The 20,927-nt window shown below is 62.4% G+C and carries 18 protein-coding genes; 17 read left to right on the top strand and 1 reads right to left on the bottom strand.

Annotated features, from left to right (window positions below):
• Positions 1-320: 320 nt before the first annotated feature.
• The 3 genes from BM197_RS07210 (at position 321) to BM197_RS07200 (ending at position 2,691) form a co-directional block, all read left to right on the top strand.
• Positions 321-812 carry a M23 family metallopeptidase gene (locus BM197_RS07210; protein ID WP_090710107.1) on the top strand — a complete coding sequence of 164 codons (492 nt, stop codon included), beginning with the start codon at positions 321-323 and terminating at the stop codon, positions 810-812.
• A gap of 152 nt (positions 813-964) precedes the next feature.
• Positions 965-1,222 carry an SHOCT domain-containing protein gene (locus BM197_RS07205; RefSeq protein ID WP_090710105.1) on the top strand — a complete coding sequence of 86 codons (258 nt, stop codon included), beginning with the start codon at positions 965-967 and terminating at the stop codon, positions 1,220-1,222.
• A complete protein-coding gene (locus BM197_RS07200) occupies positions 1,222-2,691 on the top strand; it encodes a multicopper oxidase family protein (protein WP_090710104.1) in 1,470 nt (489 codons plus the stop codon). Before BM197_RS07205 ends, BM197_RS07200 begins: the two co-directional genes overlap by 1 nt.
• 863 nt (positions 2,692-3,554) lie before the next feature.
• Here the strand turns inward: BM197_RS07200 and BM197_RS07190 are convergent.
• The gene (locus BM197_RS07190) at positions 3,555-4,205 is read right to left on the bottom strand and encodes a GntR family transcriptional regulator (RefSeq protein ID WP_177216758.1); all 651 of its coding nucleotides are present in this window, start codon (positions 4,203-4,205) and stop codon (positions 3,555-3,557) included.
• Positions 4,206-4,394: 189 nt separating this feature from the next.
• Here BM197_RS07190 and BM197_RS07185 point away from each other — a divergent pair, with 189 nt between their 5' ends.
• The 14 genes from BM197_RS07185 to BM197_RS07120 all read left to right on the top strand — a co-directional run bounded on the left by BM197_RS07185 (position 4,395) and on the right by BM197_RS07120 (position 20,892).
• A complete protein-coding gene (locus BM197_RS07185) occupies positions 4,395-5,669 on the top strand; it encodes an iron-containing alcohol dehydrogenase (RefSeq protein WP_090710100.1) in 1,275 nt (424 codons plus the stop codon).
• Positions 5,666-7,096: an NAD-dependent succinate-semialdehyde dehydrogenase gene (locus tag BM197_RS07180; protein WP_090710099.1), complete on the top strand. Its 1,431-nt coding sequence runs from the start codon at positions 5,666-5,668 to the stop codon at positions 7,094-7,096. Before BM197_RS07185 ends, BM197_RS07180 begins: the two co-directional genes overlap by 4 nt.
• Before the next feature lie 39 nt (positions 7,097-7,135).
• Positions 7,136-8,308 carry a CaiB/BaiF CoA transferase family protein gene (locus BM197_RS07175; protein WP_090710097.1) on the top strand — a complete coding sequence of 391 codons (1,173 nt, stop codon included), beginning with the start codon at positions 7,136-7,138 and terminating at the stop codon, positions 8,306-8,308.
• Positions 8,305-9,078 carry an enoyl-CoA hydratase-related protein gene (locus BM197_RS07170; RefSeq protein WP_090710095.1) on the top strand — a complete coding sequence of 258 codons (774 nt, stop codon included), beginning with the start codon at positions 8,305-8,307 and terminating at the stop codon, positions 9,076-9,078. The genes BM197_RS07175 and BM197_RS07170 overlap by 4 nt, the downstream gene beginning before the upstream one ends.
• Positions 9,079-9,189: 111 nt before the next feature.
• Complete coding sequence (locus tag BM197_RS07165) at positions 9,190-10,152, top strand: tripartite tricarboxylate transporter substrate binding protein (RefSeq protein ID WP_090710093.1); 963 nt, start codon at positions 9,190-9,192, stop codon at positions 10,150-10,152.
• A 5-nt stretch (positions 10,153-10,157) separates the two neighbouring features.
• Complete coding sequence (locus BM197_RS07160; RefSeq protein WP_177216757.1) at positions 10,158-10,715, top strand: tripartite tricarboxylate transporter TctB family protein; 558 nt, start codon at positions 10,158-10,160, stop codon at positions 10,713-10,715.
• The gene (locus BM197_RS07155) at positions 10,712-12,220 is read left to right on the top strand and encodes a tripartite tricarboxylate transporter permease (RefSeq protein ID WP_090710089.1); all 1,509 of its coding nucleotides are present in this window, start codon (positions 10,712-10,714) and stop codon (positions 12,218-12,220) included. Before BM197_RS07160 ends, BM197_RS07155 begins: the two co-directional genes overlap by 4 nt.
• A 1,035-nt stretch (positions 12,221-13,255) precedes the next feature.
• The gene (locus BM197_RS07150; protein WP_090710088.1) at positions 13,256-14,317 is read left to right on the top strand and encodes a LacI family DNA-binding transcriptional regulator; all 1,062 of its coding nucleotides are present in this window, start codon (positions 13,256-13,258) and stop codon (positions 14,315-14,317) included.
• A 117-nt stretch (positions 14,318-14,434) separates the two neighbouring features.
• A complete protein-coding gene (locus BM197_RS07145) occupies positions 14,435-15,184 on the top strand; it encodes a cupin domain-containing protein (RefSeq protein ID WP_143095023.1) in 750 nt (249 codons plus the stop codon).
• Positions 15,185-15,242: 58 nt separating this feature from the next.
• Positions 15,243-16,253 (top strand): substrate-binding domain-containing protein, encoded by a 1,011-nt coding sequence (locus tag BM197_RS07140; RefSeq protein ID WP_090710085.1) that lies wholly within the window; start codon positions 15,243-15,245, stop codon positions 16,251-16,253.
• A 29-nt stretch (positions 16,254-16,282) separates the two neighbouring features.
• Positions 16,283-17,803 (top strand): sugar ABC transporter ATP-binding protein, encoded by a 1,521-nt coding sequence (locus BM197_RS07135; RefSeq protein WP_090710083.1) that lies wholly within the window; start codon positions 16,283-16,285, stop codon positions 17,801-17,803.
• Positions 17,796-18,839 carry an ABC transporter permease gene (locus BM197_RS07130; protein ID WP_090710082.1) on the top strand — a complete coding sequence of 348 codons (1,044 nt, stop codon included), beginning with the start codon at positions 17,796-17,798 and terminating at the stop codon, positions 18,837-18,839. Before BM197_RS07135 ends, BM197_RS07130 begins: the two co-directional genes overlap by 8 nt.
• Entirely contained in the window at positions 18,836-19,849 is a 1,014-nt protein-coding gene (locus tag BM197_RS07125; protein WP_090710080.1) for an ABC transporter permease, read from the top strand. Before BM197_RS07130 ends, BM197_RS07125 begins: the two co-directional genes overlap by 4 nt.
• The gene (locus BM197_RS07120) at positions 19,849-20,892 is read left to right on the top strand and encodes a DUF4432 family protein (RefSeq protein ID WP_090710078.1); all 1,044 of its coding nucleotides are present in this window, start codon (positions 19,849-19,851) and stop codon (positions 20,890-20,892) included. Before BM197_RS07125 ends, BM197_RS07120 begins: the two co-directional genes overlap by 1 nt.
• The last annotated feature ends 35 nt before the right edge of the window (positions 20,893-20,927 follow it).

The raw sequence follows: 20,927 nt of genomic DNA, 5'->3' as shown, positions 1-20,927 counted from the left end.
CCCCAACCAGGAACCAGCGAGTTCCCCACCCGTCGCAGCAGGCGAGCTGCGGCGGCTCTACAGCCGCAAGCTCCTCCAGTTCGCGCCTCGCGTCCGATCCCGAAGCGGGTGCCACGACCAGCCGGGCCGCCGTCTCGAGCAGCGGTACAAGCGTGTTCGAGTGGCGATGACCGTGGGCGGTCGTCCCCGCGATTTTTGGAACGCTCGCCCTTCCCGCGTTCGCGGCCCCCGGCGAGCAGGCGCCGACGCACGTCAACGTCCTGCTCAGCGGCGAAGTTCAAAGCTTCACAGTCAACTCCGCTGCTCTCAAAAATGAGTTCATGCGAGACGGCTACTCGGCGACCACCGTTGAGGAGCTCGCGGCCGCGGCGGCAGCCAGAGCTGCTGCTGCCGCTGCTGCTGCCGCGGCTCAGGCCGAGGCAGTAGAGGCCGCCGCGCAGAAAAAATTCAGTGGGCCGGAATTCGGCACCGACAATGATTCGGCACGGACCGATATCTTCACCGGCGTCGTAGGGGAGTGGCAGCGACCGGTCTCCGGACCGATTTCATCGCCATACGGTCCGCGACGAATCATCTGCAACGGAGGTGGATGTTCCAACGGTTTCCATGACGGCGTCGAATCCATCTACGGGCACCTTCAAAGCGGATCTTTTCGTGTGTCCGTCGGCGACTCGATCGGCGCGGGAACCGCTGTGGCCAACGTCGGAGCCACGGTGGTCGTCTCCGGCTGCCACCTGGACCTGAAGATTCGCATCAGTGGGTCCTTCACCAACCTGACACCGTATCTACGAGCCCGCGGCGTTTCCTTGTGACTCCGCCAACGTCGTGCGGTTCCGATTAGGATCCCTGCAGAACGTCGTGATCTGACAGCAGATTTCGGTCCTCATATTCTGTCCTCGTATACCCTCCGGGGGTATCATGGGGTCTAGGGAGATCAACCGGTCAGCGAGTGGAGGAGTTCGCCATGATGTGGGGATCCGGCTGGGACATGGGCCTGTTGTGGCTGTTCGGGTCGCTGCTGCTTGCGGGGATTGTGCTGCTTGTTTGGCTGGCTGTGAGGGTGTTCGCCGGAGGTAGCGGTCGGAGCGGAGGTCCCCGCCCAGCGAGGTCGGTACTTGGACCGAGTCAGGCTCGTCAGATCCTCGACGAGCGATACGCCACAGGCGAGTTGACGGCCGAGCAATATCGGGAACAAATCCGTGTGCTCAGCGAGGACCCCTAGTGGAACCGATCAGTCGCCGGACCGCTCTGACCCTGGGTGGGTTGGGCCTGGCCGGCACCACGGTTGGTGCCGCTGGCCTGCTGTGGACTTCGACGTCAGGAATCGACACCCAAACGCGAGCGGGAGAACAACTCCGGGAGCCGTTCGAACTTCGTAGCGCTGACGGTCGGCTGCAGCTTCGCCTTGACGCTGCCCGAGGCACGGCGCAGATTGGCGGGCGCAGTGCCAGCGTCCTGAGCTATAACGGCGGGATTCCGGGGCCCACTCTCCGGCTGAAAGCGGGGGACCGGCTGGCACTATCCCTGAACAATGATCTTGTTGACCCAACCAACCTTCATGTGCACGGCCTGCACGTCTCGCCCCAAGACAACGGCGACAATCCCTTCGTTATGGTGGAGCCGGGAGATGCCTTCGACTACGAGTACCAACTGCCGGCGGATCATCCGCCGGGCGTGTACTGGTATCACCCGCACCACCACGGCGCTGTCGCCGATCAGATATTCGGCGGCTTGTATGGGGCGATCATTGTCGAAGATCCAAAATCGATAGACGCCGCCCGGGAACGGGTGCTCGTGATCTCGGACATCACCCTGGACGGGCGAGGGAGCATTGCCGCCGTTTCTCCGATGGAGCAGATGCTGGGTCGGGAGGGTGAAATCGTGCTCGTCAACGGGCAGGTAAATCCGACACTGAACGCTCGACCGGGTGAGCGTGAACGGTGGCGGATTGTCAACGCGTGTGTTTCCCGTTACCTGCGACTTCAACTCGGCGGGCAGCGAATGCAGCTCCTGGGAATCGACTCGGGCCGGTTCGCTAAGCCTAGGACCGTGGAGGAGATCGTGCTCACGCCCGGTAACCGGGCGGATGTCTTGGTCACAATGGCCGTTGGCACGGCGATACTCGAAACGCAGTCTTACGACAGGGGCAGCGCCGGGGGGATGATGGGCGGAAATGGACGGCCACGGTCTGGAACCGCGGCTGGCCGAGCCCAGCTGGCGACGTTGGCCGTTGCGGGCGAGACGGTGCCTGCAGCTGCCGAAGTCCCGGTCCAACTGATGCCCCGCGACCTTCGCGGCTCGGTCGTCACAGCCAGGCGGGAACTCACCTTCGCGATGGACATGGGCGGAATGATGGGCCCCAACGGGATGATGAGCTTCACCATCAATGGCCAAAGATTCGACAGAAAGCGCGTAGACGTCACTGTTGCAGCGGGCAGCACCGAGGAATGGACCCTGAGAAACACAAGCCCGATGGATCACCCAATGCACCTGCATGTCTGGCCGATGCAGCTTGTTGGCGACAATAGCGGCTCGGCCGCTGCCGTCTGGCAGGATGTCGTAAACGTGCCAGCCCGCGGTCAGGTCCGGGTGCGGATTGTGTTCGACGGCTTCAGGGGGCGCTCCGTCTACCACTGCCACATTCTCGACCACGAAGACAACGGCATGATGGGCGTCATCGAGGCACGGTAGGTGGCACCGCGCCCTCAATGGCTCCAAGTACATATTTGATGACTGCCCGACCAGCGACTGCAATTCGGTTGCGGGCCCTCAGCGCGAGACGCGAATCTGACGTTCAGAATGGTGCCCCTCCATCGTCTCGTAGGTCACCCGGCCGGATAGCAGGTCATCGGCTCGCTCCATCTGAGTGGTCCAGTGGCGCATCGAGTCCTCGTCCGGAGGGAGTCCTGCTTCGGGCTCGCCGCAGCCGTTCGAGTGTGACGTTGATCGAGTACCGGAGTGGTCCCATCTCGTTGCTCTCCTTCGATGCGCGCCTCGCGTTCGTCGGACCGTCCTCAAACGATTGCCGGTGCCGTTCTCATCGAAGCCCCAAATCACTACCCGTTTGTAGCTCCGTCGTGATCCAACCAGACCGCAGATCGAGTGCCAGCACGGCCATGCTCGATTACACGCGGCGCGCATGGGGAGGATCTTTAGACGGGCCCGGAGTGCAGCCAAAAGGGGTTCAAGCGGTCATCATTTAGTCATCAGATTCAATTTCATCTGACCCGAAGTAACCGAGTACAATTGGAGGCAGTGAACCGCCCGGTTCCCTGTAAACACAAGGGAATCCGCCAGTTTTGGGAGATTTTCGGTAAAACCCGAGTTTAGGAAATAACCTAACAAGGGGTTCGCAGGTTCAAATCCTGTCAGCGCGACCACAATGTCCCGGAATACGCAGGGCTCAAAACTTTTTGGTCAGAGATTTGACCTATCCATCGAAACCCATCCTTTTCCCTCTCTGAAGCCTCCAGCGCCGTTTCGTTCTCCGGAGGTGCGGCACGAGGTCCTCCCGAAGAACCCAAGCTGTCGGACCTAGCGTCTGTAGGCGCCCGTCATGATCGGAATGCCGTGCGAAACCGCTCAGCGGACCGTTCGAGATGTTCGCGCATCGCCTCCGCGGCACGATCGGGCGCTCGTTCAGTGATGGCTGCAACAATTGCGCTGTGCTCATCTATGGCACGAATCGTGATGTCCGCACGATCGGAAAGTCGAAACAGTCGAGCGTGCGTGTGCAGTCGCGACACGGCGTCCTCGATGAACGAGTTCCCGCTCTGTGCGGCGATCGAGTTGTGGAGCGCGGCGTCGAGTTGGGAGAACCGCGCATACGCATGGTGATCGGAAGTATCGATCAAATCTGGCGTGATGCACGCGGCCGCCTGCTGCAGGGCGCGCCGACCTTTCTCGTCTGATCCGGACGCCGCGTACCGTGCTGCGGCGGGCTCGAGTAAAAGGCGAATCTCGACGAGCGCCTCGAACTGCTCACGGGTCAAGCGCGGAGCGACTCGATATCCGGACAGGTGCGCATGAACGACGAGCCCGTCTGCGTCGAGGCGATGAAGAGCTTCACGAATGGGAGTCTGCGAGACGCCGAGGTCGCGACCGAGCGCGTCGATCGTGATGCGCTCCTCCGCCTGAAGTTCGCCGGAGAGGATTCGCGAGAGCACCTCGCCATACACCTGCTCGGCAACCGGGGAACGCGACATCCCAGGTCGCCCCTCAGAGCGGGATTGCACTGCATCAACCATTGGCTCTTCCTCACTCACATTACCGTTCTCAGATCCGATGGTAGAGACCTTCGGAGCGCTTTGCTCGAGTTGTTGACATGACGAGAACATTTCCCATATGGTACCAACAAGATCCGATCGTATCGGATTTCGACTAAAGGACTCAAAATGCCGACGACCGTTACAGCTACGGCGGATACCGACCTCCCGCCCGCTTCTGATTTCCTCGCGATTCTACGAGCGCCGCACGAGGTTCTCTTCGGAGCCGGACAACGCCTCGCTCTTCCGTGGGTGGCCGCTCGCTACGGATCTCGCGCCATCGTATTCGCGGATCCGTTCCTCACCTCCTCGCCCGAGTTCACGGCTGCTCTTGCCGGACTGGAGGACGTTGGTATCGCAACGCATGTCTACTCCGAGATACTGCCCGAACTCCCCACACACACACTTGACGCCGCGGTGGAAGCAGCGCGGCGTGCGGACGCAGAGATGATAATCGCCATCGGTGGTGGCAGCTCGATCGACCTCGCCAAGGTTGTCGCCGTACTCATGGCGCACGGAGGACCGATTCAACGGTACTACGGCGAATTCAAAGTGCCAGGTCCTGGGCTACCCGTGATTGCCGTACCCACGACGGCTGGCACCGGTTCGGAGGTTACGCCTGTAGCTGTGCTTACGGATCCCGATAAGGAGTCGAAGGTGGGGATCTCAAGCCCCTATCTCATCCCTACTGTGGCGATCTGCGATCCCGAACTCACGCTCAGCTGCCCCCCTGTGGTGACACTCGCGTCTGGAGTCGATGCCCTCTCGCACTGCATAGAGTCGTACACGGCAGTCCGTCGCGCCTCCACGGGAGGGCTCGCCGGCGAGCGAGTCTTCGTCGGCAAGAGCGCCCTCACTGACGAGCTCGCTATAACAGGGATCCGCAGCATCGTTGACGGACTCGAGCGAGCGCTCACCCATCCACAGGACGTGGAGGCCCGGGCCGCGGTCATGTACGGGGCGCTGCTCGGAGGCCTCGCCTTCGGTACCGCGGGGACTGCCGCCGCACACGCACTGCAATATCCTGTCGGGGCCGTGACGCACACGCCACACGGGATCGGCGTAGGTGTTCTCCTTCCAGCAGTCATGACCTACAACGCTCCCGCACGTCCGGCTGAAATGGCTGCTATCGCCCGCGTATTCGGCGCCGAGGGATCGCAGGAGGCGTGCGCCGCGTCCGCACCGCACCTGGTCGCCGGCTACCTCGCGCGAATCGGAATTCCCGCCTCGCTCGCTGAGATCGGCTTCCCCCTCGATCGCTTGAATTGGGCGGCCGGGCAGGGGCTCGCGGCGGTGCGTCTCAGCGAGAACAACCCGGTTCCGCTGACGCTCGACGGCGCCCTCAGGATTCTCACCTCAGCTCACTCGGGATACACCGCCTCAGAAGGACAGGACAACGCATGACCTCCACGATCGCCCTTCCGGTCTCCTTGGCCGAACCTGACCCGGACGCTTTGACATTCAACGTCGAGAATCCCGCAACCGGTGAGGTTGTCGCCAAGGTTGCAGATCACGGAACCGACTCCGCCCTCGTCATGCTCCGTGAAGTGGAGTCCGCCGGGCTGGCTTGGTCAGCCTTCTCCCCACGCCAACGTAGCGACGTCCTGATGACGGCGCATAACCTAATGATCGAGCGCCGTGCCGACTTAGCGCGACTCATCTCGCTCGAGAATGGGAAGTCGCACCTCGATGCGCTCGGCGAGGTCTCGTACGCCGCCGAGTACTTCCGCTGGTACGCCGAAGAAGCTGTTCGCCTACGCGGTGAGCTTTTTGAGAACCCAACCGGCACGAATAAGGTTCTCGTCTCCCACGAGCCGATCGGCGTCTGCCTGCTCGTGACCCCGTGGAATTTCCCAGCCGCGATGGCGACACGGAAGATCGCTCCGGCGATCGCCGCCGGCTGCTCCGCCATTCTCAAGCCGGCCGCCGAGACACCGCTGACCGCACTCGCGATCGCAGACATCCTGGAAGAGGCCGGCCTGCCCGATGGTGTGCTCAGGGTCGTCACCACCACGTCGGCGAGCGATGTCGTCGGTGCGCTTATGCGTGAGCCGGCAGTTCGCATGATCTCATTCACCGGTTCTACTCCGGTAGGGCGCGTCCTGCAGCGACAGGCCTCGGAGTCCATCATGCGCAGCGCCATGGAACTCGGCGGTAACGCGCCGTTCCTGGTTCTCAAAGATGCCGACCTCGACGCCGCGCTTGACGGAGCCATGGTTGCGAAGCTCCGCAATGGGGGTCAGGCGTGCACCGCGGCAAACCGATTTTACGTGCACAGCTCTGTGCACGACCGATTCGCCGAAGCGTTCGCAGCGCGATTCGACGCCGTCAGCGTAGGGGATGCCGCAGACGAAAGTGTGGCTTGTGGTCCTCTGATAAATGATGCGGCCGTCGCCAAGGTCCAGGAGCTGGTCGACGACGCACTCGCACGAGGAGCAAGAGTGATCACCTCCGCCCGCGTGCCAGCCGGACCGGGGTCGTTCTTTCCGCCCACGGTGCTTGTCGACGTGCCGTCCGAGTCGCGAATCCTCCACGAGGAGGTTTTCGGTCCGGTCGCTGCGATCGTTCGATTCGAAGAGGAAGAGGAAGCTGTGAAAGCGGCGAACGCCACCGAGTTCGGTCTCGTTGCCTACCTTTACACCAGAGACCTCGCTCGGGGGCTACGCCTCAGCGCACGGTTGCAGGCAGGCATGATCGCGCTCAATCGGGGACTCGTTTCGGACCCGGCGGCACCGTTCGGTGGCGTCAAGCAGAGTGGTATCGGACGCGAGGGATCCCACGAGGGATTACTCGAATACGTCGAGACGAAGTATGTCGCCACCGACTGGTGAGAACCAACACACCCGATGACCAATGAAAGGAATCACGGCATGAACAACCGCGCACTCGAAGGCATCCGCGTCCTTGATCTCACGCAGGTCATGGCGGGACCGTTCTGCACGATGCTGCTCGCCGACCTCGGCGCCGACGTCGTCAAGATCGAACCGCCGGCGGGCGATCAGACAAGGCACTCATGGGGTCGCTCCGGAGGAGGGTCAGACGGGCCAGCGTTCTTCGCGCTCAATCGCAACAAGCGCAGCATCGTGCTCGATCTGCGCAGCGAGGAGGGCAAGGCCGACTTCCTGAAGCTGGTCGCCGATGCCGATGTCGTGGTAGAAAACTACAGGCCAGGTGTGACGGAGCGACTCGGTGTGGACTATGAGACGCTCCGAGCCATCAACCCGGGCATCATCTACGCGAGCATCTCGGGTTTCGGTCAGGATGGTCCATACGCACAACGCCCGGGCTACGACCTCATCGCCCAGGGAATGACGGGGCTGATGAGCATCACCGGCATGCCCGACGGGCCACCGGTGAAGGCCGGCGTACCCGTCGCCGACCTCGGGTCGGGGCTGTTCTGCGTGTACGGAATTCTCGCAGCATATGTGCACAAGCAGAGGACGGGCGAGGGGCAGCGGCTCGAAACGTCGCTTTACGACGCAGCACTCTCCTTCACTGTTTGGGAAGCGACCGAGTACTGGGCGAGTGGACAGGTGCCTCAGGCGACTGGATCATCGCACCGGATGTCCGCCCCATACCAGGCATTCCGCACTCGGGACGGTTGGATCACTATCGGCGCGAACAATCAGCGCCTCTGGGGATTCCTCTGCGCGGCACTCGAAAGGCCGGACCTCGAAGACGACGCACGTTTCGCGAGCAATCCTGACCGGATGCGGAACAAGGCCGAACTTGCCGAGCTGATCGAGAGCGTGCTCGCAAACGACGATACTGAGGCATGGGTTGCAAAGCTGCTTGACGGCGGCGTGCCTGCCGGACCGATCCGCAGCTACGGCGAGGTTCTCGACGATCCGCACACTCGGGCGCGAAAGCTCACCCAGTCAATCCCTCATCCTGTCGAGGGTGAGGTGAAGACTCTTGGCTTCGCTGTGAAGTTCTCGGAGACTCCCGCCGTAACCCGGCGTCACCCTCCGTTGCTCGGCGAGCATCAAAACGAGGTGCTGGGAGAACGAGCCCCCCAGCAGGCGAGCGGGGGAGTGGTATGACCGGCGAGGTCATCGTAGAGCGAGACGGCGAGGTGGTCACGATCACCCTTTCCAATCCTGGACGGCGGAACGCTATCAGTTTGGACATGTATGACGTTGTAGAACGCGAATGCATCGCCGTCAACGAAGATTCGTCGGTGCGCGCCCTCGTGCTTCGTGGAGCGGACGGCGCCTTCGCCGGCGGCACCGACATCTCCCATTTTGCGGGCTTCGCCTCGGGGGAAGACGGCGTTGCATACGAAGCGCGCATCTCCCAGGTCCTGAGCGCGATCCGTCACGTTCAGGTGCCTGTGATTTCGGTCGTCGACGGCCCCTGCGTCGGCGGAGGCTTCGTGATTGCTGCCCTGAGCGACCTAGTGTTGTGTACACCTGGAGCGCGATTCGGCTCGCCGATCGCCTATACCATCGGGAACTCGATCGCTCCAACGTCGATCGCGCGTCTCTGGTGGCACCTCGGGCGCCGCCTAACGAGCGAGGTGCTGATCACCGGCCGCCTGCTGACAGCGGACGAGGCGTTAGCCGCTGGCTTCGTGAATGCAGTCCTCGATCCTGCGGGGCTTGAGATGCGGCTGGCAGACATTCTCGCCAAGATCGCCACTGCGGCCCCCGCCAGTCTGCGCTCGTTCAAGGAATTCGAGCGTCGCATCGATGCTTCTCTCGCCACTATCGTCTCGGACGACGTTTTCGACGAAGTCTACGGCTCGGGCGACTTCCACGAGGGAGTCACGGCGTTCCTGCAGCGACGGCCCCCTCAATATTCCGGAACCTAACTCACGAGTCGGCACCGTTTCGGCTCACCAGGAGGCGAGTCGGGCCTGACCCAGTAGCGTCCACACGTTCGTCGTGACGCAAACACCACATCACAACAGGAAGGCATGACAATGAAGTCGAGAACCAACCACCTCGCAATCGGAGCAGTGGCCGCAGCCGCGGTGCTGCTCGCAGGCTGCTCGTCAACCGGATCATCCGCGGAGGAGTTCGCCGCCCCGACACGGGCGACGATGATTGTCCCGTTCGCCGCTGGAGGAGGATCAGACGTGTCCGGGCGCGCGGTCGCGTCCGGGCTGGAGGGCGTAACAGGCCTCACCGTCACGGTGGAGAACCGCGAGGGAGGCGCCGGCGCAGTCGGCTACTCCGCTTTGCTCGGTATGGAGGGTCGCGAGGACGTGCTTCTCGCCTCCGAGCTGGCGCTGGTCTCGCTGCCCCTCGCACAGGATGTCTCCTTCCGGTCCGACTCCTTCACCCCGATCATGAATCTCGGCGGCGATTACGCGCTACTCATGACAGCTGCGTCGTCGGAGTTCGAGACGTGTGCCGACGTCGTTACCGCCGCGAAGGCGGAGAGAGTCGTGACTGCGGTGACCGGAGCTACCGGCATCGACGAGATCACGGTCTCGCTCATCGAGCAGGACCAAGACGTCGAATTTGCACGGGTCCCCTACGAATCGGGCGGTGAGGTCGTCGCAGCCCTGCTCGGCGGTCACGTAGATGTCGCCCCGCTCAATCCGTCCGAGGTGGTCGGGCAGCTCGAGTCGGGCGATCTTCGGGCGCTCTGCGCATTCACCGAGGAGCGCTATGCGTACGAGGAACTCGCCGCAATTCCGACCGCAGCTGAGCAGGGAATCGATGTTGCGTTCGCGCAGTTCCGCGGCTTCATAGCCCCGGGAGGTATCTCCGAAGACGCGCGAAAGTACTGGATCGAGGCAGCCGAAGCATTTGCCGACAGCGAGCAGTACACCGACTACATCGAGAGCAACATGATGCAGCCTAATGCCGTCTATGGGGATGAGTTCGTCGCATTCCTCGACGAGACACGTGCCGACGTCGAAGCCGCCCTCGGGTGATCTCCGTGACCGCGCGGCCCGCAAACCTCACCGTCGTCGCGGCACTTGCTCTTCTTGGAGCGGGTGCCGTGCTCGGCGCCATCGAACTTGGTGTGCTGGATTCATCCGGACATATCGCAGCTGGATTCATGCCGTTCGTCGCAGGCGGTGCGATGCTTGTGCTGGCTTTGATCGATCTCGTCCATCAGGCACGCCATGTGCCCGGCGCCCGCGCCGTCGACGACCTGCTGTTCGAGCAGCTCATCGACGGCAGGCCCGACACGACGGATCAGCTCCAGGTCGTGTCAGACATCGACATATTCGGCCGTGACCAGCGCGCCCGGAACCGACAGCTGGCGAAGATCATCGTGGCACTCGTCCTCTGCGTCGCCCTCATCCCGTTGCTCGGCCTGTTGGCCAGCCTCGGCCTGCTCATGGCGTTCGCCGCTATTGCTGTGGAGCACCGCAGCGTCGTGCTGTCTCTCGTGATCACGGCTGTGACGCTCGCCGCGCTGTACCTCATCTTCGCCGTACTGCTCAGTATCCCGCTGCCTGGCGGCATTCTCGGAGGCCTGCTCTCATGATCGACAACTTGATACTCGGTTTCCAGACCGCGCTGACACCGGAGAATCTGCTGTGGTGCCTCGTCGGGGTTGTCGTCGGTACCGTTATCGGCCTTCTCCCAGGACTCGGATCGACGACGGGCGTGGCAGTTCTCCTGCCACTCACCTTCGCCTTTGAACCCGTGACCGCCCTCATCATGCTGGCTGGCATATATTACGGCGCCCAGTATGGTGGAACGATCACCAGCGTGCTGATCGCTACACCGGGCGAGGCCGCCAGCGTCGTAACGACTCTGGACGGCTATCAGATGGCGCGGAAGGGCAGGGCTGGTGCAGCCTTGGCGATCGCGGCGATTGGTTCGTTCGTCGCAGCTATCCTTTCGCTTGTGCTGTTGATGGCGGTAGCACCGCCTCTCGCCCAGCTCGCCGTGCAGTTCGGACCGGTCGAGAATCTCGCGATCATGACTCTCGGACTTGTCATCGTCGTAACGTTCCAGGGCGGAAAGCTGGTTCGCGGCGCGATGATGGCCGCCCTCGGCCTTCTTCTAGCCACCGTTGGTGTCTCGACTGGATTTGGCGAGGCACGATTCACGTTCGGTGCCGTGGAGCTCCTCGGCGGTATTCCCTTCGTCGAGGTGACAATTGGTCTGTTCGCCCTGGGGGAGGTGCTTCACCAAATCCGTGTTGGAGCTGCTGCACCCATCCGCGCAGGTTTCCGCGACATGGTCATCTCGCGGCGCGACGTGAGCAAAAGCATCCCATCGATCTTGCGAGGGAGCGGGATCGGCTTCATGCTCGGCATCCTCCCGGGGGCCGGCTCCACCCTCGCTTCCTTCATGGCCTACGGGATCGAGCGGCGCGTCTCACGAAATCGAGACCAGTTCGGCCGCGGAGCTATTGAGGGCGTCGCATCACCTGAGTCGGCCAACAATGCTGCCGCCAACGCGAACTTCATCCCGACACTCTCGCTCGGAATTCCCGGAGGTGCCACGACCGCCGTGCTCCTCGGCGCGTTCACCATGTACGGACTCCAGCCGGGCCCGCTGCTGTTTGAGACCCAGCCTGCGCTCGTTTGGGGACTACTCGTCTCGTTCTTCATCGGCAATGTCGTGCTGCTCCTGCTCAACCTCCCCCTTGCTCCGGTGTTCGCGCAGATGCTTCGTGTGCCCTACGGGTACTTGTACCCAATCATCCTGTTGACGAGCATCATCGGCGCATATGCCGTGTCGAACAACACGTTCAGCATTTGGATTGTTGTGGTCTTCGGCATCATCGGCTGGATTTTGAAGGAGATCGACCTTCCGCTGGCACCGCTCGTGCTGGGGCTTGTGCTCGGCCCACTGCTGGAGAAGGCGCTCGTGCAGACATCTGCTGTAGGCGACGGCAACCTCGGAGTGGTGTTCACCAGCCCGATGGCGGTCGTTGTCCTCATACTATGCATGCTTCTCTGCACTGGACCGAGTATCCTTCGTGCTCTCCGCAAGCGGAGCCAGGATCCCGTGCGCGAGCACTCTCAGGTGGAATGAGGCGCACACTTTTATTCGCCTATGAAACGGGCAATCGGTGGCATTCCGCGAGTAAGGGGTGCCATCGGCGTAGCGAGTTTCACCGGCATCCTGATCGTCGATCCGGACCTGCAGTGCACCGGAAACGTCTCTCGGCCACCAGCAATAACCCGTACTCTTCCGTACCAGCGCATTGGCTGTGTCAATGAGAACCGCGGAAATCCGCAGGATCATGCTCCGATCGCGGGTGGACGAGACGGCGAAAAACACTCTCATTTGTTCCTGGTTCAAATTGTCGGGATACCCATCATTAACCCATCACAATCAATCGTGACCGACCGATCGTGTCTAGGTACACGGAGGCAGCGAACCGCCCGGTTCCCTGTAAGCACAGGGGAAGCGGCGAATCTCCGAGACATCCGGTGTCGTCCAGAATCGCTCTGCACGTCCAAGGGGTCGCACCGTCTGGCACATCTCCGGCCCGCCCCGGATGGATGGCGTCGGACGCGCGGCAATTTGGCTGGTGCATGGAACTCTCCGAGAGCGGACGACGCCCCCGCCGCCCGTGACGACGGCCGACTGGAGTGCAAAAGCGGGATACGAGGCCGGACTTGGGCATGATTGATTTTGCCAAGGAATACAGTCACCGGTGGAGTCGCAAGCATCAGATCTATTAGGCCCGCGAGCTCCGGTCACATGTGCACCTCGTGAGCGATTTCCTCGGGAACGTGATCTCTCCTGGACTTACTCCTGGGCGATTTCCCAAAGCGGCGATTTGGTTGGGCTGAGGCTCTTGGCGTAAGCGGTGGGCTTAGGCGGCGAGTTGGAAATGGTGCTCGAGAAGTGGCCCCGCTGTATCGTGACGGTGATGACGATTGGGATGATAGCAAACGTCCTATCGCATGAGAGGTCGAGGAATCAACGCTGCAGGACTGTGAACCGGTTCAGGATTCGCTAGAATAGTCCCAGTCTCTCTTTCGACAGTCGCGCCGGGCCTCGGTCTGGCTTGCCGGTTAGATTGCCACAATCGTCTGATGCTATAGCGGATGGAGGAAGATGGTTCCGGCTGTCACATCCGATCGAAGCGACCCAAGCAAGGGTGCCGATGTCCGCCGAGCCGTCGGCGTTCGCGATGTTGCGAAGAGGGCCCAGGTCTCTCTGGGAACGGTCTCGAACGTGATCAACACACCGGATAGCGTGAGGCCGCGCACTCGCGCGCGTGTGGAAAAGGCGATGCGCGAACTCGGCTTTGTCGGCTCGCGTGCTGCCGGTCAGCTGCGTAGCCGGAAGAGTGGCCTCGTCGGCGTGGTTCTGCCTGATGTCGGGAATCCTTATTGGGCGGATGTGCTACGTGGGGTGGAGTCCGTGCTCGAGGAGCACGACCTCACCCTCGTCGTCGGGTCGACCCACCAGGATCCCGCTCGACAGGAACGTCTACTTCGAGCTCTCGCCCAGCAGGGCGTCGACGGATTACTCGTTGCCCCGATCGACAAACTGCGAAGTTGGGAGCAGTTCGCAGACCGACGCCTGGGGGTGGTGGCGCTCGAGAATGGTGATGCGCCAGACGCCGGAAGCAGCATCAGCCTCGACAACGTGGAGGGAGCTCGCCAGGCGATCACTCACCTCCTGGAGCTCGGACATCGCTCGATCGCTTTCATCAATGGTCCTCGCAATGTTCCTTGGTGTGTCGAGAGGCGCGAGGGTGTTCTGTCCGGGATCCAAACGGCTGGCCTGGAAGCCAGTGACGTGCTCATCGAGGTTGAGGTGTCGGATCTGACTGCGGCAATGGGGATTACCGCGACAGACGAACTGTGGGGTAGATGTGAGCCGACGGCGATCGTGTGCGCCAATGACCTCGTTGCCCTTGGTGCTCTGCTTTCGCTGCAGCGTCGTGGACTGAGGGTGCCAGAAGATGTGTCGTTGGTCGGATACGACGATGTCGAATTCGTCGAGGCATTGCGCCCACCCTTGACGACCGTTCGGCAACCTTCCTTCGAGGTTGGAGTGATCGCCGGGCAGATGCTCTTGAGCGGCGCGACCCGTGACGGTGGTGAGCGAGAGCTCCTCACTCCCGCGCTCATCGTGCGCCAGTCGACGGGGCCCGCTCGTTTGCGTTAATGAAGCGCAGGTCCTGAGGTTGACAACGGGCCATGGATGTCGGAAGATCGAACCGGTTCAAAAATGAACCGGTTCACCGTCGAGATGGGCGGTGCTCGGACTGCACCGGAGGTTTTCATGACAAGGACGTCAATTACACGTCGCGAGTACGACGAATGGGTGCGGGAGGCCGCTGCCCTCGGCACGGCGGTTCGCTACCCGATCACCAGCGACATGGTCAACGACTCTGCTGGCATTGTCTTCGGTGCCGACCAGTACGACGCATTCGAGAACGGCCTCTGGTCGCGGGAACCCTATGAAGCGATGATCATCTTCGAATCGCTGAATGAGCCTGCCGTCGACGGGTTGCCCGCTGGCGCGGCACCCTACGCGGACTACTCGGGACTGTGCGACAAACTGATGATCGTGCACCCGGGCAAGTTCTGCCCGCCGCATCATCACGCTCGGAAGACCGAAAGCTACGAGGTCGTCCTCGGCGAGATGGAGGTCTTCTACAGCCCGACCCCGTCCGTGGAGCCGGGTGTCGAAGTGCTGACGTTCTCGGGGATGCCAGAGGGTGAGGCATGGCCGGAGGGTGTCGCCCTGCCCAAGGGACGCGAGAAGTCCTATGAGCAACTGACCAGCTACGTGCGACTGCGCGCTGGTGACCCAAAGTTCGTCATGCATCGCAAGCACCTTCACGCTTTCCGCTGCCCGCCCGACTCGGACGTTCCTCTGGTCGTGCGAGAGGTCTCGACCTACAGCCACGAGCCCACCGAAGCCGCCGAGAACAACCTTGCCCCGCTCCCCAGCTGGGCCGGCGTGCACGATAACGACTTCGTCTCGGACGCCGCCAATACCGGGCGCCTCCGGACGGCCATCAGCTAGTTCCATTTCCTCAAATCACAACCACAACCACCACAAAAACACAGTCAAAGGAGACATCATGCGTCGACGTTTGAGCTTGCTCGCACTCGTAGCTGTTCCGCTTATCGCATTCACCGGGTGCGCCTCGGGGTCCGACGAAGCAACCGCAGGGGGTGCAGCCACCGAATTCGTCAAGCAGGACCCGCTTGTCATCGGATACTCGGTCTACGACCTCCAGAACCCCTACTGGCAAGCCTGGTCTGCTGGAGTCAAGGCGGCGGCTGAAGAAAACGGTGCGACCGTCGTCGTCGCGGACCAGAAAAGCTCTCAGCAGGAGCAGGTCTCCGGGAGTCTCGACCTGATCAACCAGGGCATCTCAGCGCTGATCGTGACCCCGGTGCAGCCGTCGGCTCTACCGGCCACGATTGACGCGGCACACGACGCCCAGATTCCTGTCGTCATCGGCGACATCGGCACCGCCGGTGACTACGATGCCTACGTTCTGTCGAACAACTACAACGGTGGAGAGCAGGCGGCGCAGTACCTCATCGACCTCGCCGGCACCTCAACCGAGTCCAAGAAGGTCGGTGTCATCGAGCTGCACGCAGGTTCGGTCGTCGGCGAGGAGCGGGTCGCCGGTTTCAAGGACGCGCTGGCCGAGGACACCCGGTTCGAGGTCGTCGCGAGCCTGAGCGGCGAAGACACCGTTGACGGTGGCTACGCCGCCGCGCAGGACATGCTTTCGGCAAACCCCGATCTCGATATCATCTATGCGGCGAACGACGCATCTGCGGTTGGTGCACAGCGCGCGCTCGAGACTGCGGGCAAATCAGTCGCCGACGGCTTCACCCTCATTGGGTTCGACGGCAACGACGACGCACTCGCGTTGATCGAGGACGGACTGATGTCGGCCACCATTGCACAGGACCCGTACGGCCAGGGCGAAGCTGCGGTCAAGACCGCGCTCGCACTTCTGGATGGGAAGGACCCTGAGTTCTCAGACGCCGACACCAAGACGGTGTTCTTCCCAGTCACGGTCGTGACGAAGGAGACCGTGGCTGACTTCACAGCTGGCCGCGAAAACCGCTAACATCCACCATCCTGAAGAGAGGACAGCTCATGCCTGCCATGCTCGCCGTCGAGAACATCGTGCAGCAGTACCCCGGTGTGCGCGCCCTGAAGGGGGTATCGCTTGCCCTGGACGCGGGCCGCGTACTTGCCCTTGTCGGCGAGAATGGGGCAGGTAAGAGCACTCTCATCAGGATTCTCGCGGGCATCGAACAGCCCGTCGAAGGTCGTCTGCTACTCCGCGGAGAGAGCCTCCAGCTCGCCAACTCCGCGGAGTCGCAGGCGGCGGGGATCTCGGTGGTGAGTCAGGAATTTCGGCTCGTGCCCCAGCTCTCAATCGCAGATAACATCATGCTCGGCCACGAATTGACGAGCGGAGGAGTGGTCCGCGCCGGGCACACTCGGGCGCGGGTTCAAGAACTGCTCTCGACGCTCGGACTGGATCTCAACCCCGACCGACTCGTGAGCTCTCTGACGACAGGCGACCAGCAGATGGTCGAGATCGCCAGAGCACTCTCGCGTGACTTCGATGTGCTGATCATGGACGAGCCGACCGCGGCGCTCAACCGCGCCGAAATCGGCCGCCTGCACGGGATCGTGCGGCGGTTGGCAGCCCAAGGCAAGGCGATCATGTATGTCTCGCATCACCTCGACGAGGTCTTCGACCTTTGCGACGAGGTGGCGGTGCTTCGAGACGGATCCCTGGTGCACCGTTCCGAAACCGGTGCGCTCGATGAGCAGGCTCTCGTAGAGCACATGCTCGGCCGTAAGCCGCAGACGTTTGAACGAGCAGTCGACGCAGCGGCAACCGGGAAGGATCCGCGCCTGGTTGTCGACGGGCTGCGCGTCGGAGGTTTCGACGAACCCTTCTCTCTTTCAGTGGGAGCGGGTGAGATCGTTGGCCTCGCCGGCCTTGTTGGATCAGGTCGGGGGGAGCTCACGCGCGCTCTCTTCGGCGACCGTGCCGCGCTCGCTGGACGTATCTCCATCGATGGTGTCCCCGTGCAGGTGAGATCGGTGCACGCCGCCATCACTGCCGGGATCTACATGCTGAGCGAGGACCGCAAGAGCGAAGGCATCCTTCCCCATCTCGACGTCACTGAGAATACGATGGTTTCCCGTGACCCCAAGTCGGTGTCCGGGTGGCGTCGGCTGGTACCGTCTCGACGCAGCGAACGCGCGGTTTTCGAGCGATTGCGCGGCGAATTGAGCATCCGGGTACCTCACGGCGGCCAACTCATCGGCAATCTCTCTGGAGGCAACCAGCAGAAGGTCCTGCTCGGCCGGGCACTTCAATCCGGATGCCGGGTCCTGCTGCTCAACGAACCCACTCGCGGCGTAGACGTCGGCGCCAAGCTGGAAATTTACCAACTGATTCGACGTCTGGCGGCACAAGGTGTCGCTGTGATCGTGTCGAGCTCAGATGCCCCCGAACTCACCGCAATCTCTGATCGGTGCCTTGTGTACCTTGCTGGGCGGCAGACCGCAGAGCTCGCCGGACCGGACATCACCGAGGACAACATCGTCGGCGCTTCTGTAGGACAGGTTGCCGTTGGAGGAACGCATGCTTGACACATCCAAGGCCCAACTGGACGCTGTCGCGTCGATTGAGCATGAGCGCGAGGAATCCGCTCGCCGTGGTGCCCGCGCGGCCCGGCGGCAGAGCCTACTGCAGAAGCTTGGCATCATCGTCCCCTTTGCCTTGGTGCTCTTGGCCGGGATCGTTCTCGTGCCGAGTTTTCTGAGCGCCTCAAACATTACGAACATGCTCGTCAACGGCGCGATTCTCGCCATCACGGCTTACGGCATGACTATGGTGATCGCGTTGCGCGGTATCGACCTCTCGGTCGGCTCATCTCAGGCCGTTGCGGCATGTGTGGTTGCGGTGTCCGTCAATGCGTGGGGCCTTGTGCCCGGCATTCTGTCCGGCATCGCCGCGGCGATCGTCCTCGGACTGCTCAATGGCGTGATCGTGACGAAGTTCCGGGTCCCCGCCTTTATCGCGACCCTCGCCACCTTGGGGATCTACCGAGGGGTGGCTCTGCTCTTCACCGATGGCGCCCCCGTCATGATCACCGACACAGCGTTTCGTTCCATCGCGACGTCGTCACTGTTCGGTATTCCTGTACCCTTCATTCTCTCTGTGCTCGTCGGAGCCGGGTTCTGGTTCGTTCTGGAGAAGATGCGGTTCGGCAAACACCTCGTCGCCGTTGGGGGCAGCCCCGAATCTGCCACCGACAGCGGCATCAACGTCAAGCGCATCCAGCTCATCGCCTACATCGCCGCCGGAGCCACGGCTGGTCTCGCCGGAGTTCTCCTGGCCAGCCAACTCGGCAGCGTCAACGGCTCGCTGAGCACCGGTCTCGAACTGCAGGCGATCGCCGTGGTCGTCCTCGGTGGTACGAGCATGGCCGGCGGACGAGGCAATATCGTTGGCACATTCCTGGCGTCGCTGTTGCTGGCGATGATCAACGCCGGTCTGAACCTGTTGAACGTCCCCTCGTTCTACCAGTACATCGCGCTCGGCGTCCTCCTGGTCTTCGCGCTCAGCGTCGACAGCGCGCAGCGAGCGGCCGTTCGTCGCGTCTTTGAAGGGAGAGTGGCGTGACCACTACATCAGCCATCACCGAACCTGAGACCACACGGACAGCGCCCACGTCGTCGGTGACCTCAACCATCCTCAGTTTTCTCTCGCACCAGTACCTCGTCGTCGTTGTCGCCGTCGCATTCATCGTCGTCGGACTGATCAAACCTTCGTTCTTCGGCGCGGGCAACATTCAGAACATCCTGTTCGAAACCGCCTTCGTCGGAATTGCAGCATGCGGAATGGTCCTGCTGATCACTGCCGGTCTGCTCGACCTCTCGGTCGCCGGCGTCATCGCTGTCAGCGCTATCGCCGTTGGAACGGTCCTGCCTTATACCAACATCGGAATGGCGATACTTCTCGCAGTCGTGATCGGTGCGATCCTCGGCCTGGTCAATGGGCTGCTGGTCACGTACGTCAAGATTGCGCCGTTCATCGCGACGCTCGGCACGCTCTACCTGTTCCTTGGCGCCTCCTTCATCTGGACTGGGGGGAAAGTTGTCACCGTCACGTCGTCGAACTTTCGCGCGCTGACGACCGACTCCATCGGCTTTCTGCCGTACCCGTTCCTGACACTCATCGTGCTCGCGGTGCTGACGTACTCTTTGCTGTACCGCACATCGTTCGGTCGCACGCTGCGCGCAATGGGATCAAACCAGCGCGCTGCGGAACTGGCCGGTATGCGAGTGAATCAAAGCAAGGTGGTCGTATTCATGGTCGCTGGCGCCTGCTTCGCCCTCGCCGGCGTGTTCATGGCTGGCAGGCTGTCATCCGCCGAAGCAAACATGGCCACAGGCATCGAAATGGGCGTCATCGCCGCTGTCGTTGTTGGAGGCACGTCGTTACGGGGAGGGCGAGGAACCGTCTTCGGAACCGTTATCGGCGCCATGTTGTTCGCCGTCCTGTCCAAGTCTCTGAACATGCTGGGCGTCTCCTCCTACTGGCAGTACATCGTCACCGGCGCCGTGCTCGTTATCGCCGTAGCGGTCGGTGCTCGGCGCCGGTCGGCCGCCGAAGTGCGAGGAGCCGGCTGATGCGCAGCTCCTCGTCACCGATCATGGGCGAGGACGCCAGGCGACGCGTCGGTAGCCCAACCCAGCTCGTTCGGGTGGATCGCGCGGAACTCACCGATGGGCCGGGTGCCGGCTCTCCTGTTCTTATCGTGCGGAACCCCCGAGGTGTCTCGTTCGAGGTGCTTCTTGACCGTGCGATGGACATCGGGTGGGCCGATGCTTTGAACATGCCCTTGGCGTGGAGCACTCAACGCGGCCGGGTCGCCTCAACACGCTACGAGCCCGCCGGCGCTAACTGGACCCGCACCTTCGGTGGCGGACTGATTACCACGTGTGGGCTCGCCTCCACCGGAATGCCCTCCACCGTCGACGGGATCGAGTATGGCCTCCACGGGCGCATCGGCCACACTCCCGCCGAAAATGTGACATGGCGGTTCGGCGCCGACGTTTCAGGACCACTCGTCGAAATCACTGGTGACGTGGTCGAAGCAGCGCTGGGCGCGCCGACCTTGCGACTGACCCGCATCATCCGCGCGTGGTGCGATCGCCCGGTCATCGAAGTGCACGACGTTGTCACCAACGACGGATTCGTCGAGGCCGGGCATATGTATCGCCACCACATCAATCTCGGATACCCGCTCATCGACGCGGGATCCTCGCTGTCGACGGACGCTGCAGCGTTCGCGCTCCGTGGGGGAGGGGTTGCCGATCCGCTCGACACGATGCGACTGGATGTTGCGGAGCATGTCGTCGACGAGAGCGTTACCTATGCGCGGAGCGGCCCGACCGGGGCCCTGACCGTCACGGCCCCTCACCGGGGCGTTGCGTTCTCGATCGAATGGACCGCGGAGACCTTCCCGCTGCTCGTGGCATGGCGGGACCCCAGCCCTGGAGTCAACGTCCTCGGAATCGAGCCGTCGACGTCCCGAGACGACGGGCGTGCGGAAGCAAGTCAAACCGGCGAACTCATCACGCTCGCACCCGGCGAGACTCGCACGTACCGCACCCGCATGTCACTTCTCCCGATTGCCGCCCATGCGGATCTGAAGATCGACGATCTGTAGGGACAGAACGTCAACGAAACCGGTGGAGCACCCGG

This window comes from Mycetocola miduiensis, from assembly GCF_900115155.1.
GTDB classification, from domain to species: domain Bacteria; phylum Actinomycetota; class Actinomycetes; order Actinomycetales; family Microbacteriaceae; genus Mycetocola_A; species Mycetocola_A miduiensis.
This window is presented reverse-complemented; position numbering and strand designations above follow the sequence as displayed.

What these genes read in the sequence shown, in the direction of transcription:
- BM197_RS07170 (WP_090710095.1), top strand. Translation starts at nt 8,305, where the DNA reads ATGACCGGCGAGGTCATCGTAGAGCGAGACGGCGAGGTGGTCACGATC.
- BM197_RS07175 (WP_090710097.1), top strand. Translation starts at nt 7,136, where the DNA reads ATGAACAACCGCGCACTCGAAGGCATCCGCGTCCTTGATCTCACGCAG.
- BM197_RS07205 (WP_090710105.1), top strand. Translation starts at nt 965, where the DNA reads ATGATGTGGGGATCCGGCTGGGACATGGGCCTGTTGTGGCTGTTCGGG.
- BM197_RS07145 (WP_143095023.1), top strand. Translation starts at nt 14,435, where the DNA reads ATGACAAGGACGTCAATTACACGTCGCGAGTACGACGAATGGGTGCGG.
- BM197_RS07190 (WP_177216758.1), bottom strand. Translation starts at nt 4,205, where the DNA reads ATGTCGCGTTCCCCGGTTGCCGAGCAGGTGTATGGCGAGGTGCTCTCG.
- BM197_RS07210 (WP_090710107.1), top strand. Translation starts at nt 321, where the DNA reads ATGCGAGACGGCTACTCGGCGACCACCGTTGAGGAGCTCGCGGCCGCG.
- BM197_RS07120 (WP_090710078.1), top strand. Translation starts at nt 19,849, where the DNA reads ATGCGCAGCTCCTCGTCACCGATCATGGGCGAGGACGCCAGGCGACGC.
- BM197_RS07155 (WP_090710089.1), top strand. Translation starts at nt 10,712, where the DNA reads ATGATCGACAACTTGATACTCGGTTTCCAGACCGCGCTGACACCGGAG.
- BM197_RS07185 (WP_090710100.1), top strand. Translation starts at nt 4,395, where the DNA reads ATGCCGACGACCGTTACAGCTACGGCGGATACCGACCTCCCGCCCGCT.
- BM197_RS07180 (WP_090710099.1), top strand. Translation starts at nt 5,666, where the DNA reads ATGACCTCCACGATCGCCCTTCCGGTCTCCTTGGCCGAACCTGACCCG.
- BM197_RS07140 (WP_090710085.1), top strand. Translation starts at nt 15,243, where the DNA reads ATGCGTCGACGTTTGAGCTTGCTCGCACTCGTAGCTGTTCCGCTTATC.
- BM197_RS07165 (WP_090710093.1), top strand. Translation starts at nt 9,190, where the DNA reads ATGAAGTCGAGAACCAACCACCTCGCAATCGGAGCAGTGGCCGCAGCC.
- BM197_RS07150 (WP_090710088.1), top strand. Translation starts at nt 13,256, where the DNA reads ATGGTTCCGGCTGTCACATCCGATCGAAGCGACCCAAGCAAGGGTGCC.
- BM197_RS07130 (WP_090710082.1), top strand. Translation starts at nt 17,796, where the DNA reads ATGCTTGACACATCCAAGGCCCAACTGGACGCTGTCGCGTCGATTGAG.
- BM197_RS07135 (WP_090710083.1), top strand. Translation starts at nt 16,283, where the DNA reads ATGCCTGCCATGCTCGCCGTCGAGAACATCGTGCAGCAGTACCCCGGT.